At 71.1% G+C, this 14,483-nt stretch carries 14 protein-coding genes and 1 pseudogene; 8 read left to right on the top strand and 7 right to left on the bottom strand.

The genetic code is table 11. The annotated features are described in order from the left end of the window. Positions 1–12: 12 nt before the first annotated feature. The 4 genes and pseudogenes from Sm713_RS25320 (at position 13) to Sm713_RS25335 (ending at position 3,851) form a co-directional block, all read left to right on the top strand. A complete protein-coding gene (locus Sm713_RS25320) occupies positions 13–1,017 on the top strand; it encodes an acyl-CoA desaturase (RefSeq protein ID WP_212912396.1) in 1,005 nt (334 codons plus the stop codon). Then, positions 1,014–1,691: a TetR/AcrR family transcriptional regulator gene (locus Sm713_RS25325; RefSeq protein ID WP_212912397.1), complete on the top strand. Its 678-nt coding sequence runs from the start codon at positions 1,014–1,016 to the stop codon at positions 1,689–1,691. Before Sm713_RS25320 ends, Sm713_RS25325 begins: the two co-directional genes overlap by 4 nt. Before the next feature lie 298 nt (positions 1,692–1,989). Beyond that, a complete protein-coding gene (locus tag Sm713_RS25330; RefSeq protein WP_212912398.1) occupies positions 1,990–3,189 on the top strand; it encodes an RNA-guided endonuclease TnpB family protein in 1,200 nt (399 codons plus the stop codon). 46 nt (positions 3,190–3,235) lie between these two features. Further along, positions 3,236–3,851, top strand: a pseudogene (locus Sm713_RS25335) (Uma2 family endonuclease). Here the strand turns inward: Sm713_RS25335 and Sm713_RS25340 are convergent. Together Sm713_RS25340 and Sm713_RS25345 are read right to left on the bottom strand one after the other, a co-directional pair. After that, positions 3,838–4,206 carry a VOC family protein gene (locus Sm713_RS25340; protein WP_212912399.1) on the bottom strand — a complete coding sequence of 123 codons (369 nt, stop codon included), beginning with the start codon at positions 4,204–4,206 and terminating at the stop codon, positions 3,838–3,840. The pseudogene Sm713_RS25335 and the gene Sm713_RS25340 sit on opposite strands and share 14 nt — an antisense overlap. Then, positions 4,206–5,090 (bottom strand): trans-aconitate 2-methyltransferase, encoded by an 885-nt coding sequence (locus Sm713_RS25345; protein ID WP_212912400.1) that lies wholly within the window; start codon positions 5,088–5,090, stop codon positions 4,206–4,208. The genes Sm713_RS25340 and Sm713_RS25345 overlap by 1 nt, the downstream gene beginning before the upstream one ends. Before the next feature lie 191 nt (positions 5,091–5,281). Between Sm713_RS25345 and Sm713_RS25350 the strand changes: the two genes are divergently transcribed. Then, the gene (locus Sm713_RS25350; RefSeq protein ID WP_212912401.1) at positions 5,282–5,779 is read left to right on the top strand and encodes a MarR family winged helix-turn-helix transcriptional regulator; all 498 of its coding nucleotides are present in this window, start codon (positions 5,282–5,284) and stop codon (positions 5,777–5,779) included. A 286-nt stretch (positions 5,780–6,065) separates the two neighbouring features. On the opposite strand, the gene Sm713_RS25355 is transcribed toward Sm713_RS25350, so the two are convergent. Next, a complete protein-coding gene (locus Sm713_RS25355) occupies positions 6,066–6,884 on the bottom strand; it encodes a response regulator transcription factor (RefSeq protein ID WP_212912402.1) in 819 nt (272 codons plus the stop codon). A gap of 312 nt (positions 6,885–7,196) precedes the next feature. Here Sm713_RS25355 and Sm713_RS25360 point away from each other — a divergent pair, with 312 nt between their 5' ends. Next, a complete protein-coding gene (locus tag Sm713_RS25360; protein ID WP_212914820.1) occupies positions 7,197–7,670 on the top strand; it encodes an N-acetyltransferase in 474 nt (157 codons plus the stop codon). Positions 7,671–7,798: 128 nt separating this feature from the next. Here Sm713_RS25360 and galK read toward each other — a convergent pair whose 3' ends face one another. From galK to galT, 3 genes are all read right to left on the bottom strand, one after another. After that, positions 7,799–8,989: a galactokinase gene (gene galK, locus Sm713_RS25365; protein WP_212912403.1), complete on the bottom strand. Its 1,191-nt coding sequence runs from the start codon at positions 8,987–8,989 to the stop codon at positions 7,799–7,801. A gap of 107 nt (positions 8,990–9,096) precedes the next feature. Next, on the bottom strand, positions 9,097–10,086 hold the full coding sequence (gene galE, locus Sm713_RS25370; protein ID WP_212912404.1) for a UDP-glucose 4-epimerase GalE: 990 nt from the start codon (positions 10,084–10,086) through the stop codon (positions 9,097–9,099). After that, a complete protein-coding gene (galT, locus tag Sm713_RS25375; protein ID WP_212912405.1) occupies positions 10,083–11,195 on the bottom strand; it encodes a galactose-1-phosphate uridylyltransferase in 1,113 nt (370 codons plus the stop codon). Before galT ends, galE begins: the two co-directional genes overlap by 4 nt. 258 nt (positions 11,196–11,453) lie before the next feature. Between galT and Sm713_RS25380 the strand changes: the two genes are divergently transcribed. Together Sm713_RS25380 and Sm713_RS25385 are read left to right on the top strand one after the other, a co-directional pair. After that, positions 11,454–13,124, top strand: coding sequence for a sodium:solute symporter family protein (locus Sm713_RS25380; protein WP_212912406.1), 1,671 nt, complete (start codon positions 11,454–11,456; stop codon positions 13,122–13,124). Positions 13,125–13,145: 21 nt separating this feature from the next. After that, entirely contained in the window at positions 13,146–13,469 is a 324-nt protein-coding gene (locus Sm713_RS25385) for a hypothetical protein (RefSeq protein WP_212912407.1), read from the top strand. A gap of 222 nt (positions 13,470–13,691) precedes the next feature. Here the strand turns inward: Sm713_RS25385 and Sm713_RS25390 are convergent, their stop codons facing one another. Continuing rightward, on the bottom strand, positions 13,692–14,375 hold the full coding sequence (locus Sm713_RS25390) for a response regulator transcription factor (RefSeq protein ID WP_212912408.1): 684 nt from the start codon (positions 14,373–14,375) through the stop codon (positions 13,692–13,694). Between the last annotated feature and the right edge of the window lie 108 nt (positions 14,376–14,483).

A 14,483-nucleotide genomic window follows, 5' to 3' on the forward strand; every position in this document is an offset into this window, starting at 1 on the left:
ACAGGAACGCCTATGAGCACGAGCTCCGATGTGATGGAAGACGCCCCACAGGCGCCGTCCGGCACTCCCCTCCCCTCCGCCACGCTCGGCGGTGAGCAGAAGGGTTCGATCGAGCAGATCACCCTGGTCCTCTTCATCGCCGTCCCCTTCCTGGCTCTGCTCGCCGCGGTACCGCTGGCATGGGGCTGGGGGCTGAGCTGGCTCGACCTGGGCCTGCTGGTCTTCTTCTACTACCTCGGCTGCCACGGGGTCACCATCGGCTACCACCGCTATTTCACCCACGGCTCGTTCAAGGCGCGCCGCCCGCTGCGGATCGCGCTGGCCGTCATCGGCTCGATGGCCGTCGAGGGCCCGCTGGTGCGCTGGGTGGCGGACCACCGCAAGCACCACAAGTTCTCCGACGCGGAGGGCGACCCGCACTCGCCCTGGCGGTACGGCGAGACGGTGCCAGCCCTGATCAAGGGCCTGTGGTGGGCGCACGTCGCGTGGATGTTCGACGAGGAGCAGACCCCGCAGGAGAAGTACGCACCGGACCTGATCCGGGACCCGGCGATCCGCGCGATCTCCCGGCAGTTCGTGATCTGGACGGTGACGTCGCTGCTCATCCCGCCGCTGGTCGGCGGCCTGGTGACCATGTCGTGGTGGGGGGCGTTCACGGCCTTCTTCTGGGGCTCGCTGGTGCGCGTGGCCCTGCTGCACCACGTCACGTGGTCGATCAACTCGATCTGCCACGCCGTGGGCAAGCGGCCGTTCAAGTCGCGTGACCGGTCCGGGAACGTCTGGTGGCTCGCGGTGCTGTCGTGCGGCGAGTCCTGGCACAACCTGCACCACGCCGACCCGACCTGCGCGCGGCACGGCGTGATGCGCGGCCAGATCGACTCCTCGGCGCGCATCATCCGGTGGATGGAGCAGTTGGGCTGGGCCTACGACGTCCGCTGGCCCTCGCAGTCGCGCATCGACGCCCGGCGCCAGGCGATTTCGTCCCCCGCCGATGGCGGTGCCGCCGACGCGGCATGATGGTCGGTGTGGCGAGCGACACCAGCAGCAATCCGAGCAGTGAGAAACCGCGGCGGACCCGCCGCACCCGGATGACCGGCGCGGAGCGCCGTCAGCAGTTGTTGGTGATCGGTCGCACCCTCTTCGCGGCCCGGGGTTTCGAGGGCACGTCGGTCGAGGAGATCGCGGCGAAGGCCGGGGTCTCCAAGCCGGTGGTCTACGAGCACTTCGGCGGCAAGGAGGGGCTGTACGCGGTGGTGGTGGACCGCGAGATGCGGCGGCTGCTGGACATGGTGACCGGTTCGCTGACCGCGGGCCACCCGCGCGAGCTGTGCGAGCAGGCGGCGTTCGCCCTGCTCGACTACATCGAGGAGCACACGGACGGCTTCCGCATCCTGGTCCGCGACTCCCCCATCCCGCAGTCCACGGGCAGCTTCGCCTCGCTGATCTCGGACATCGCCACGCAGGTCGAGGACATCCTCGGCCGCGAGTTCAAGAGCCGGGGCTTCGACGCCAAGCTGGCCCCGCTGTACGCCCAGGCCCTGGTCGGCATGGTCGCCCTGACCGGGCAGTGGTGGCTCGACGTCCGCCGCCCGAAGAAGGCGGAGGTGGCGGCCCACCTGGTGAACCTCGCCTGGCACGGCCTCGACGGTCTTGAGCAGCGGCCTCGGCTGATAGGCCACCGGAAGGCTTAGGGGTGCGTTCGGACGTCCCGGGGCCGGTCTCCGGGGGCGAGTGCTCCCGGGGTGGTCCGGGGTGGCTCCGGGACAGGCGCGCCGGCGTGCGCGGCGCCCATTCGGGGTTCACTTCTCGAACATTACCGATCAAACCCGTCCTTGATCACTCTTTGCGGTGACAGCGGTGAATTCCGCCCGATACCGTGGAGGAACAGGCCCAGAATCCTTTCCATCCGTTGATCTTGCGTGGGTAACCCCTGGCTTCAGCCGGGGGGAGACGCGTCCTTGCGGGCTGGCCCGAGAGGGGGTGTGCCGGGTGATCCGTGCGTACAAGTTCCTGATGCGGCCCACTGTGGGTCAGCAGGGTGCGCTTGCCGAGATGTTGCGTGATCACTGCTCGCTCTACAGCGGGGCGTTACAGGAGCGCCGCGACGCCCACCGGCACGTCTCGAAGACCACCGTCCGGTACGGGCAGCAGTCCGCGCAGCTCAAGGACATCCGGGCCTTCGATCCGGAGTGTCAGGGGCGCTGGTCGTTCTCCAGCCAGCAGGCCACCTTGCGCCGCCTGGACAAGGCGTTCGCCGCGTTCTTCCGGCGGGTGAAGGCCGGCGACAAGCCGGGATATCCGCGTTTTCGCTCAGGCAAGCGGTTCGACACCGTGGACTTCCCCAGGGACGGCGACGGATGCCGCTGGGATGCCACGCCGCACGACCCCGTGACCCGTGTCCGCCTCCAAGGCGTGGGACACGTCAGGGTGCACCAGCACCGGCCTGTGGTCGGCAAGGTCAAGACGATCTCGGTGAAGCGTGAGGGCCGACGCTGGTACGTCATCCTCACCGCCGACCAGGCCCGCCCCGAGCCCCTGGAGCCGACCGGCTCCGTGATCGGCATCGACATGGGCATAGCCCACTTCCTCGCCGACTCCCATGGTGAGTTCGTGCCCAACCCGCGTCACGGCCAGAAGGCCGCCACCGCACTGGAGACGGCGCAGCAGGCGCTCAGCCGGTGCAAGCGGGGATCCAAGCGCCGCCGCAAGGCCGTTCAGGTCGTGGCCCACCTGCACCGCAAGGTGCGCCGTCAGCGCCTGGACCACGCCCACAAGACCGCCCTGGCCTACGTACGCGGCAACGACTTCATCGCGCACGAAGACCTCAAGATCCGCAACATGAGCAAGGCCCCCACGCCGAAGGCGGACCGGGAACAGTCGGGCATCTTCCTGCCGAACGGGGCCGCCGCGAAGGCCGGGCTCAACCGCTCGATCGCCGATGCCGGATGGGGGGTGTTCCTCCAGGTACTCACCGCCAAGGCAGAATGCGCCGGACGGGTAGTGATGGCTGTGGACCCCCGCAACACCTCCCGGCGGTGCCCCGAATGCGGGCACACCGCCAAGGAGAACCGGCCCACCCAGGAGAAGTTCCACTGCCAGGCGTGTGGCCACCACGCGCACGCCGACACCGTGGGCGCCCTGAACGTACTACGGGCCGGGCTGGCCCGCCGCGACACCCGCCAGGGCTAGCGAGAAGCCCCCGGCATCAGCCGGGGGAGGAGTCACGGGAGGAATCATGACCGCCGCCGCCGAGCCGGTTACCGAGCACGGCTGTCGCTGGCCTATGCCCACCCCTGGACGGGTTCACGGTGGACGACCTCTTCACGCTGCCCGACCTCCCGTCGCACGCAGAATTGATCGACGGGAGTCTGGTCTTCGCGGCCCCGCAGACGTCTTTCCACAGCGTCATGATCGACCTTCTGGTGGCAGGACTCCGCCGTACCGTTCCCAGCCGCCTGAAGGTCAGCCGCGGCATGACCATCGTGCTGGACCGCCGCAACGGACCCGAACCAGATGTCAGCGTCATCCGGGCGGAGGGCTACGCCAGCCTGGAACAGACCAGTTTCCATGTGTCCGACGTCGTGCTCGCCGTCGAGGTCGTCTCGCCCGAGTCCGAGTCCCGCGACCGCGACACCAAGCCCCACAAATACGCGACAGCCGGCATCCCGTACTTCTGGCTGGTCGAGATGACCGAGGGAAACCACCGGCCCGTGGTGCGCACGTACGAGCTCGATCCGGTGGCCAAGCAGTACGAGTCGACCGGCATCCACCACGACCAGCTCAAGCTCGGAGCACCCTTCGACATCGACATCGACATCGACATCTCCCCGGAGGCGTTCAAGGACGTGTGACCGGCTCCAGGAACTCCAGCCGGTTGCCCACCGGATCCTGCGTGTAGAAACGTCGGTGGCCCGGGAGGTCGTCGTCCCAGGTGATCTCGGCGCCGCGGGCGGCGAGGCGGGCCGCGAAGGACTCGATGTCGCGCACCCTCAGGCCGGGGTGGGCCTTCTTCGCGGGGCGGAAGTCCTTCTCGGTGCCCAGGTGGAGCTGGACGTAGCCCGCCTGGAACCAGCAGCCGCCGCGCGCCGCGAGCACCGGCGGCTTCGGCACCTCCGTCATGCCGAGGGCGCCCGTGTAGAAGGCGCGCAGCGCGTCCTCCGAGCCGGCGGGGGCGGCGAGCTGGACGTGGTCGATGGCCACCAGCATCACCGGGCCCCCTTCCCGTCCGTGCCCTCGGTGCCCACGGCCCCGTCCGCCGCCTCGTCCGCCCGTTTGACCGCCACCGCGAAGATCCGCCGGAACGGCAGGACCGTGCCGTGCGGGGTGCGCGGGTAGGCCGCGCGGAGCAGGTCGCGGTACTCGGCGAGGAAGGCCTCCCTGGCGTCGGTGTCGTCGTCGAGGGCGGCGAGGACGGGCCGCAGGCCGGTGCCCTTGACCCAGTCGAGCACCGGGTCGTCGCCGGGCAGCAGGTGCAGGTACGTGGTCTCCCAGACGTCGGCCTCGGCGCCGAGCGCGAGGAGCCGGTCCAGGTAGCCGGCGGGCTCCAGCACCGCGTCGGTGTGCCGCAGCACCGCACCCAGCCGGCCCCGCCACCGCTCGGAGGCCGCCAGCTCGCGCATCAGCGCATGACTGGGCGCGTCGAAGTTGCCGGGCACCTGGAACGCCAGCACCCCGCCCGGCGCCAGGCCGTCGAACCAGGCAGGGAAGGAGTCCGGGTGGCCCGGCACCCACTGGAGCGTGGCATTGCTGATGATCAGGTCCAACGGCTCCTCGGGCGCCCAGGTCCGGGCATCCGCGGGGGCGAACTCGATCCGGCCGCCGGCCGGGGTGGGTCCGGCCTGCTCGCGGCGGGCCTGCTCCAGCATCTGCGGGGAGTTGTCCAGGCCGGTGATCAGGGCGGTCGGCCAGCGGTCGGCGAGCAGCCGGGTGACGTTGCCGGGGCCGCAGCCGAGGTCGGCGATCACCGGCCGGCGGCCTCCGCCGTCCGGAAGTTCGGGAACCCTGGCGAGCAGGTCGGCGAAGGGGCGGGCGCGGTGGCCCGCGTGGCGCAGGTACTGGCCGGGGTCCCAGGTGGGAGCGGTGCTGGGCATGGCGGGTGCTGCCTCCTCACGGGGCGGGACGTGGATCACCGCGCGGACGGCGCGGGCGGGCCCGGGCACGCCCTGGTCCGGGCATGCCTCGGTAGCGGGCATCCAGCGTCCGGGTGACCACTGACATCGTCACAGTCAGTATATCTTGACGTCAAGAGACTTCACATCGACAGATCCTCTAGACTGATCTCATGGAGGACGAGGTCGATCGGCTGGTCGCAGCGTGGCGCCGTGAGCGCCCGGACCTCGATGTCGAGCCGCTTGAGGTACTGAGCCGGGTGAGCAGGCTCGCCCGGCACCTGGACCGGGCTCGCCGGCTGGCCTTCTCGGAGCACGGCCTCGAACCGTGGGAGTTCGACGTCCTCACGGCCCTGCGCCGCGCCGGCGCCCCGTACCAGCTCTCGCCCGGCCAGCTCCTCACCCAGACGCTGGTCACCTCGGGCACCATGACCAACCGCATCGACCGGCTCGCGAAGAAGGGGCTCGTCGAGCGGCTGCCGGACCCCAGCGACCGGCGCGGCGTGCTGGTCCGGCTCACGGACTCCGGCCGGGATCGGGCGGATGAGGCGCTGGCGGGGTTGCTGGAGCAGGAGCGGACGCTGCTTGCGGAGCTTTCCCGGGCGCAGCGCAGTGAGTTGGCGGCGTTGTTGCGGCATCTGACGGCGCCGTTCGACAACGTGCCCGGGTAGCCGGCCTGCCGGCCGGGTGCGGTCGAGGGTGCCCCGTTGTGCCCGGGGCGACCTGACGGTCCCGTCGTGGCTTGTCGCGCCCACGCGACGTCAGGGGCCGCCCCGGAAGGGGCGCGGGGAACTGCGCGAGCAGCCCACCACCCACCGACGAACCGGAGACGGCAGAGACTGCCCCTTCAGGACGGTGGCGATCTGACGTCCCCCACTGCCTGAAGGGCGTGGGAGGTGCCCCCAGTCGTGGCTGAGCGCGCAGTTCCCCGCGCCCCTTCCGGGGCACACGCGTCCGTCAGGACGCCTCCTCCAGGTCCGCCGGCCCCACCCCGGCTCGCCGCGCCAGCGCTACCGCGGCCAGCGTCGAGTGGACGCCCAGCTTGCCCAGGACGTTCTGCATGTGGGTGCGGACGGTGTGCGGGGAGAGGAAGAGCCGCTCGGCGACCGCCTTGCGGCCGAGGCCGGCGACCATGCAGCGCAGCACCTCCCGCTCGCGGGGCGTCAGCGACTCCACCAGCTGCTCGCTCTCCGTACGGTGCTTGCGGGCCGCCGTCAGCTCCCGGAGCACGCCGGTGAGCAGCGCGGGCGGCAGGTGCGTCTCGTCGCGCAGCACGCCCCGTACGACCGTGAGCAGGCGGGTGAGCGAGCAGTCCTTGGCGACCCAGCCGCTGGCGCCGGCCGCGAGGGCGAGAGCCGCGCGGTGCGGGTCGTCCTTCTCGGCGAGCACCACGCACCGCACCGACGGCTGCGCCGAACGCACCGCGGACACCAGCGAGATGCCGTCGACCGGCTGCTCGACGACGGCGTCGGCCACGGCGACCGCGCGGCGCCCGGACACCGGAGCGGCCGCCAGGCGGCCCGCGTGTCCCTGAACGCCCGGCCCCACGGAAGCCGCGCCGGCCACGGCGACCGGTGCGCCGCGACCGAGGTCGGCGTCGACCAGCAGCACGTCGACCGGGCGGCCGACCGCGACGGCCCGTTCCAGGCAGCGCAGTGCCATCCGGCCGCTGCCGGCCGGAGTGACGTCGACGTCGGGCTCGGCGGCCAGGGCCGCGGAGAGAGACTCGGCGAAGATACGGTGGTCGTCGACGACCAGTACTCGGATACGAACCACGTCAAACCCCCACGGGTCGGGGGACGGTCGATGCGGGCACGGCGCCCGGAGTGCGGTGACCGGAACCCTCACGGGCCGGTTCAGGGTCGCCACAGCCGCACGGCCGCCGCCGTGCTGGAACTGCTACCCCCGCCCCGGGCGTCGTACCCGACTTCTTTCGCCCCCTGATCTGCACCGGCCCCCACCGGTGCTGCTCTCAGAGTAAGGCCGCCCGGCCGGAGCGGAAGGCCCTTTGCAGAACTCGGCGATCGGTCGCGGGGCAGGTGGGGCGCACGGGGTCGCCCGCCCGCGGTGGCCGGCGGGCCGGTCATTATCGTGAGTCATATGTTCCGAGTGGAGACCGAGACGGCCAAGGTCGACAGGCCTCGCCGCGACCTGCTGAGGGCCCGGCTGCGGGAGGCCAACACCGCGGCCTCCCCGATCATCGGTGCGCTGCGGGGCACCGCGGACGAGCGCGAACTCCCGCTCCAGATATGGGTGTTCTCCGACGAGGGCGGCGGGGAGGAGCTGGTCGCGGGGCTCGACGCGCACACCTGGGCGCACTGGCTGCACGTCAACCTCCTCTGGGTCGACGCACGGCACCGCGCCACCGGCCTCGGCTCCCGGCTGCTCCTCGACGCCGAGCGGACCGCCCGCGAGGACCGCGGATGCCTCCACTCGCGCGTGTGGACGTGGGACTTCCAGGCACCGGACTTCTACCGGAAGTACGGCTACGACGTCGTCTGCGAGATCCCGGACTACCCGCCGGGCATCACCGAGTACACCCTGACGAAACGCCTCGCGTAGGGGACTTCGAGGCGGGGCCCGCGGGGGATCCGCGGGTACGGGCGCGGGGCGCCCCGGCAGGACGCGGGCCCGGCGGCCCCCGGTGCCGGGGCTCCAGGATCTGAGGCACGCTCCTGCCCCGCGCGCCCTCAGGCGACCCGGTGCGCCCCCTGCGACGGTATCGCCGAGAACACCCGGGGCGGCGTGAAGCCCGCCTCGGCGAACGCGTCGACCACCGCCGACGTGACCTGCTCGGCCGCGGCGCGCTCCACCAGCACGACCGCCGAGCCGCCGAAGCCGCCACCGGTCATCCGGGCCCCGAGCGCACCGGCCGCCCCCGCGCGCTCGACGACGAGGTCCAGTTCTGCGCAGGAGATCCGCAGGTCGTCGCGGAGCGAGGCGTGGCCCTGGGTGAGCAGCGGGCCGATCGCGCGCACCTCGCCGGCGTCGAGCAGGGAGATGACCTGCTCCACCCGGTGGTCGTCGCTGACGACGTGGCGGACGTAGCGGCGCAGCCGGTCGTCCGCGGCCTCGCCCCTGCGCTCGTGCTCGGCCAGTTGCTCCAGCGCGGCGGGCAACTCCTCGTAGGCGATGTCCCGCAGGTGCGAGACGCCGAGCAGCCGGGCGCCCTCCTCGCAGCCCGCGCGCCGCTCCGCGTACGCCCCGTCGCCCAGGACGTGCTTCACGCGGGTGTCGACCACCAGCAGGTCCAGGTCCCGGGCCGGGAGGTCGAACGGGACCTGGCGCGTCGACAGGTCGCGGCAGTCCAGGTGCAGGGCGTTGCCCTCGGCGCAGCAGGCGGAGGCCATCTGGTCCATCACCCCGCAGGGCACGCCCACGAAGTCGTTCTCGGCGCGCTGGGCGAGGCGGGCCAGCTCGGGTCCCTTCAGGCCGAGTTCGAAGAGGTCGTTCAGGGCGAGGGCCGTGACGACCTCCAGCGCGGCCGACGAGGAGAGGCCGGCGCCGGTCGGCACCGTCGACGACAGGTACAGGTCCGCCCCGGTGACCTCGTGTCCGGCCGTGCGCAGCGCCCAGACGACGCCCGCCGGGTAGGTGGCCCAGCCGGCGTCCGTGCGCGGCACCAGCTCGTCGACGCGCAGCTCGGTCACCGGGGTGCCGGTGTCGGCGGAGTACACCCGCAGCACGCCGTCGGTGCGCGGGGCGACGGCGGCGACGGCGGTGTGCGGCAGGGCGAGGGGCAGGACGAAGCCCTCGTTGAAGTCCGTGTACTCGCCGATCAGGTTGACGCGGCCGGGGGCGGCCCAGACGCCGTCCGGCGTGGCCCCGTACAGCTTCCGAAAACCCTTGGCCACGGCCTCGGCCGTCTCGGCGGTCGTCACGGCTGCTCCTCCTGCTGCTGGCTGCTGGAACACGGGGTGCGCCGCCCGGCGCGGGCCGGGCGGCGCGGTGGTACGGGCCTCAAAAGCTCAAAAAGAGGTGCCGCTTGTCAGGCGGCCGGGCCGCCATCCGGGGCCTGATCGGCGATCCGCTGGGCGAACGCCCAGGCGTCGGCGACGATCCCGGCGAGGTCGGCACGCTGCGGGCTCCAGCCGAGCCGGGTGTGGGCGGCGTCGGCGGAGGCGACCAGCACGGCGGGGTCGCCGCCGCGGCGCGCCGCGGCCACCTCGGGGATCGGGTGGCCGGTGACCTTGCGGACGGTCTCGATGACCTCGCGGACCGAGAAGCCGTTGCCGTTGCCGAGGTTGCAGATGACGTGCTCGCCGGGGGTGGCGGCGTCCAGCGCGAGCAGGTGGGCCTCGGCGAGGTCGGCGACGTGGATGTAGTCGCGGATGCAGGTGCCGTCCGGGGTGGGGTAGTCGTCGCCGAAGACCGAGATGGCCTCGCGGCGGCCCTGGGCGACCTGGAGGACCAGCGGGATGAGGTGCGACTCCGGCGCGTGCCGCTCGCCCTGCTCGCCGTACGCGCCGGCCACGTTGAAGTAGCGCAGGGAAACGGCGCCCAGGCCGTGCGCCGCGGCCTCGCCGCTGATCATGTGGTCGACGGCGAGCTTGCTGGCGCCGTAGGGGCTGGTGGGCGCGGTGGGGTCGGACTCGGTGATGGGGGTGTGCACCGGCTCGCCGTACGTCGCGGCGGTGGACGAGAAGACGAGCGTGCGCACCCCGGCGTCGCGCATGGCCGCGAGCAGGGCCATGGTGCCGCCGACGTTGTTCTCCCAGTACTTCTCGGGCTTGACGACGGACTCGCCGACCTGTGAGAAGGCGGCGAAGTGGAGCACGGCGTCGTAGCGGGAGTCCACCCATGTGGCGGCGTCCTGGACACGGCCCTCGATGAACTCGGCGCCCTCGGGCACCGCCCTGCGGAAGCCCGTGGAGAGGTCGTCGAGCACGGTCACCCGGTGTCCGGCCTCAAGCAGGTGGGCCGCGACCACGCTGCCCACGTAGCCCGCACCCCCCGTGACCAGATACGTCCCACTCATCTACTCGCTACCTCTCGCAGTCGCTCGGCCGCGGCCTCCGGCGGCACATCGTTGATGAACACACTCATGCCGGATTCGGAACCCGCGAGGAACTTCAGCTTGCCGGAAGTGCGGCGGATAGTGAAAAGCTCAAGGTGAAGCGCGAAGTCGTGGCGCGCGACGCCGAAGGAGGCGAGGTCGCCGGTGGGAGCCTGGTGCCATGCGGAGATGTACGGGGTGGGCGGGGTGACCGCTTCCGCGGTCCCGGCGGCGGCCCCGGCGTCGTCCCCCGGGGCGCCCGCGGGACCGAAGATCCGGTCGAAGCGCCCCAGGAGCTCCAGGTAGACCCGCGGGAACTCGGCGCGCGCGGCGTCGTCGAGCGCGATCAGGTCGGGCACCCGCCGCTTGGGGTAGAGGTGCAGTTCGTACGGCCAGTGGGCGGCGTACGGCACGAACGCGGTCCAGTGCTCGGTGTCCAGGACGATCCGGCGGCCGTCGGCGAGTTCGTCGGCCACGGTGTCGTCGAAGAGGTTGCGCCCGGTGCGCTCCCGGTGGTCCGCGAGCGAGCGGAGCATCAGCGCCGTGCGCGGGGTGACGAAGGGGTAGGCGTAGATCTGGCCGTGCGGGTGGCCGAGGGTGACGCCGATCTCCTCGCCGCGGTTCTCGAAGCAGAACACCTGGCTGACCGCGGGCAGCTCGCCCAGTTCCGCGGTGCGGTCGGTCCAGGCCGAAAGGACCAGGGCCGCCTGCTCCTCGGTGAGGTCGGCGAAGGACGCGTCGTGGTTCTGCGTGAAGCAGACGACCTCGCAGCGGCCCGAGTCGCCGACCAGGGACGGGAAGCGGTTCTCGAAGACCACGACGTCGTAGGAGGAGTCGGGGATCTCGCTCATCCGGCCCTCGCGGGACGGGCAGAGCGGGCACTCGTCGGCGGGCGGGTGGTAGGTGCGGCCCTGGCGGTGCGAGGCGACGGCGACCGCGTCGCCGAGCAGCCTGTCGTGCCGGATCTCCGAGTGGACGAGGCCGGCCGGTTCGAGCGGCCGCCGGTCCACGGCGTCCCGGGCGACGCCGTCTTCGAGGTCGTAGTAGATGAGCTCGCGACCGTCGGCCAGCCTGGTCGAGGTCTTCTTCACGCCGCGCTCCCGCTTCCTGCCGCCTGCCCAACACAACCGAACACAACAAATCACAACCGCACAGCACCGTCAACGGAGACGAGACGGTAAACCTAGGGGTTTTCTGTGAGGTTCGCCTCGTTCCGTAGCGAACATCAGGGACAAAACGACTCTCTCGATCACAATCAAACAAAGAACATCAGGCAAACGGTTCACTTCTTTAAGGGTTCAGCGTAGGTTCCGCTCCGTTCAGTTCAGCCAACGAAGCGGGTACCCCCCATGGAAAACCTCGCCGAAGGGCTCCGTCTCCCCACGAACGGGCTCGACTACGCGATTCTCGCGATCTACTTCGCGGTCGTGCTGGGCATCGGGCTCGCCGCCCGGCGCTCGGTGAAGACCAGTCTCGACTTCTTCCTCTCAGGCCGCTCCCTGCCCGCCTGGGTCACCGGGCTCGCCTTCGTCGCGGCCAACCTCGGCGCCACGGAGATCCTGGGCATGGCGGCCAACGGCGTGCAGTACGGCGCCTACACGGTGCACTGGTACTGGATCGGCGCCATCCCGGCCATGGTCTTCCTGGGCCTCGTGATGATGCCCTTCTACTACGGCTCGAAGGTGCGCTCCGTCCCGGAGTTCCTGCTGCACCGGTTCGGTCCTTCCTCGCACCTGCTCTCGTCGATCATCTTCGCCGTCTCCTCGGTGCTGATCGCGGGCGTCAACCTGTACGCCATGGCGATCGTGCTCCAGGCGCTGCTGGGCTGGCCCCAGTGGGTGGCGATCGTGGTGGCGGGCTTCTTCGTGCTCCTCTACATCACCATCGGCGGGCTCTCCTCGGCGATCTACAACGAGGTGCTCCAGTTCTTCGTGATCCTCGCCGCGCTGATACCGCTGACCATCGTCGGCCTCAAGCGGGTCGGCGGCTGGAGCGGCATCAGCGACAAGCTGACCGCCTCGCACGGCGAGAACTTCATGAGCGCCTGGGGCGGCACCGGCATCGGCTCGTCCAACCCGCTCGGCGCCAACTGGCTGACGATCGTCCTCGGCCTCGGCTTCGTGATGAGCTTCGGCTACTGGACGACGAACTTCGCCGAGGTGCAGCGGGCGCTGTCCGCGAAGAACCTCTCGGCCGCCAAGCGCACCCCGCTGATCGCCGCCTTCCCCAAGATCCTGATACCCATGGTCGTGGTGGTGCCGGGCCTGATCGCGCTGGTGATGGAGCCGACCATCGGCCAGAAGAACAGCGACCTGACCTACAACGACGCGATACCGGTCCTCATGCGCGACCTGCTGCCCAACGGCGTGCTGGGCATCGCGGTGACCGGCCTGCTCGCCGCGTTCATGGCCGGTATGGCGGCGAACGTGTCGTCGTTCAACACCGTCTTCACCAACGACATATGGGCCGCCTACCTGAAGAAGGGCCAGAGCGACCGGCACTACCTGCTGACCGGGCGCGTGGTCACCGCGGTCGGCGTGCTGATCGGCATGGGCACGGCGTTCATCGCCTCCAGCTTCAGCAACATCATGAACTACCTCCAGACGCTGTTCTCGTTCTTCAACGTCCCGCTGTTCGTGGTGTTCATCATCGGCATGTTCTGGAAGCGGACCACCGCCGCGGCCGGCTTCTGGGGCCTGCTCTCCGGCACCGTCGCCGCGATGGTCAACTACTTCTGGCTGTACAAGGGGGGCGTCATCAGCATCCCCAGCGACCAGGGCGCCAACTTCGTCTCGTCCATCGTCGCCTTCGTGGTCGGCGCGCTCGTGATGGTGGCGGTCTCCTACGCGACGCGGCCCAAGCCGTCCGAGTCGCTGGCGGGCCTGGTGTACGGCACCAGGTCCCCCGGGATGGAGGAGCCGCCCGCCGAGGGCGACGACGCGTGGTACCGCCGGCCGGCCCTGCTGGGCTGGGGCGCGGTGGTCCTCGCTGCCATCTGCTACGTCCCCTTCTCCCTCTGAGCACCGTAAGGACGACCGAGCATGTCTGACGAGAACGAGAGCGGGCGGGGCTCCGCCCCGGTCGAGACGGAGTACCAGCAGGAGGTCGCCGAGCTGGAGCGGCGGTCCGCGACCGCGGCGCGGCTCTTCGACATCCGGCGGATCATCGGGGGGCTCTTCGTGGTGTACGGGGTGATCGTGACGATCGCCGGCTTCACCGCGTCCGACGCGGACATCAAGAAGGCGCAGGACATCAACATCAACCTGTGGACGGGCATCGGGATGCTGATCCTCGGCCTGCTGTTCCTGCTCTGGCTGAAGTTGCGGCCTGCGGCACCGCCCGCCCCGGCGGATACCCCCGAGTAAGGGCGCCCCCACCGTGGGCGCAACCCCGGCTTCCTTCAGTACGCGGGGAACTGCGCGAGCAACCACCCACCGGCAGGTGGTCCGGCTGCGACAGAACCAGCCCCCTCGGGACGGCGACGACCCGACGGTCGCATCGTGGCTGGTCGCGCAGTTCCCCGCGCCCCTTGGTAGGCCGGGGCACAGCCCCGATCTGAGGGGACCGGGGTGCACCCCGGCGTCGGCTTACCGCGCTCCCGGGGAGCGCCCCGCCCGGTCCAGCAACCCCGTACGCGCCGCCAAGGCTGCCGCCTCAAGGCGGGAGCCGACGCCCAGTTTCATCAGGACCCGCTGGACGTGCGTGCGTGCCGTGGAGGGTGCGATGCCCATGCCCGCCGCGATCAGCCGGGTGCCCTCCCCGTCGGCGACCCGCACCAGCACCTCCACCTCCCGCGCCGTCAGCATCCCCAGCAGCCGCTGGCCCTCGTCGTCGGGCTGGGCCGCCGGGTTGAGCAGTTCGCCGAACGCGCCCTGGAGCAGCGCCGGGGCCACCGCGGACTCCCCCGCGCGGGCCTTCATGATGGCCCGCTCGACACCCTCGATCCGCTCGTCGTGGCGCACGTATCCGCTCGCCCCGGCGGCGAACGCCGCGGCGATGCCGCGCGGCGACGGCACGGGGCCGAGGACCACGACCGCCACCTGCGGGCGGTCCTGCTTTATCTTCAGCACCGGGTCGAAGACGCCGGGCCGGTCGGGCGCGGCCGTGCCGATCAGGCAGACCTCGGGCACCCGCGCGATCACCAGTTCCGCGGCGCCGCCCGTGGGCGCGGCCGCCGCCAGGACGCGGTGCCCGCGCAGTTTGAGAGCCGAGGCCAGCGCCTCGGCGTGCAGCCGATGGTCGTCGACGACCACGATCCGGACCGCCGCCATAGAGCAACCCCCCAGTCCCCCATACCGAAAACCGATCCTTTCCTTGTTCCTCCCCCAGGCCCTGACGGCCAGAGCCTCAACGGCCCGGGAGGTACGGGAGATACCCCA

The sequence above is a fragment of the Streptomyces sp. TS71-3 genome, from assembly GCF_018327685.1.
Taxonomy (GTDB): Bacteria; Actinomycetota; Actinomycetes; order Streptomycetales; family Streptomycetaceae; genus Streptomyces.

What these genes read in the sequence shown, in the direction of transcription:
- Sm713_RS25320 (WP_212912396.1), top strand. Translation starts at nt 13, where the DNA reads ATGAGCACGAGCTCCGATGTGATGGAAGACGCCCCACAGGCGCCGTCC.
- Sm713_RS25325 (WP_212912397.1), top strand. Translation starts at nt 1,014, where the DNA reads ATGATGGTCGGTGTGGCGAGCGACACCAGCAGCAATCCGAGCAGTGAG.
- Sm713_RS25340 (WP_212912399.1), bottom strand. Translation starts at nt 4,206, where the DNA reads ATGCTGGTGGCCATCGACCACGTCCAGCTCGCCGCCCCCGCCGGCTCG.
- Sm713_RS25345 (WP_212912400.1), bottom strand. Translation starts at nt 5,090, where the DNA reads ATGCCCAGCACCGCTCCCACCTGGGACCCCGGCCAGTACCTGCGCCAC.
- Sm713_RS25350 (WP_212912401.1), top strand. Translation starts at nt 5,282, where the DNA reads ATGGAGGACGAGGTCGATCGGCTGGTCGCAGCGTGGCGCCGTGAGCGC.
- galE (WP_212912404.1), bottom strand. Translation starts at nt 10,086, where the DNA reads ATGAGTGGGACGTATCTGGTCACGGGGGGTGCGGGCTACGTGGGCAGC.
- Sm713_RS25380 (WP_212912406.1), top strand. Translation starts at nt 11,454, where the DNA reads ATGGAAAACCTCGCCGAAGGGCTCCGTCTCCCCACGAACGGGCTCGAC.
- Sm713_RS25385 (WP_212912407.1), top strand. Translation starts at nt 13,146, where the DNA reads ATGTCTGACGAGAACGAGAGCGGGCGGGGCTCCGCCCCGGTCGAGACG.
- Sm713_RS25390 (WP_212912408.1), bottom strand. Translation starts at nt 14,375, where the DNA reads ATGGCGGCGGTCCGGATCGTGGTCGTCGACGACCATCGGCTGCACGCC.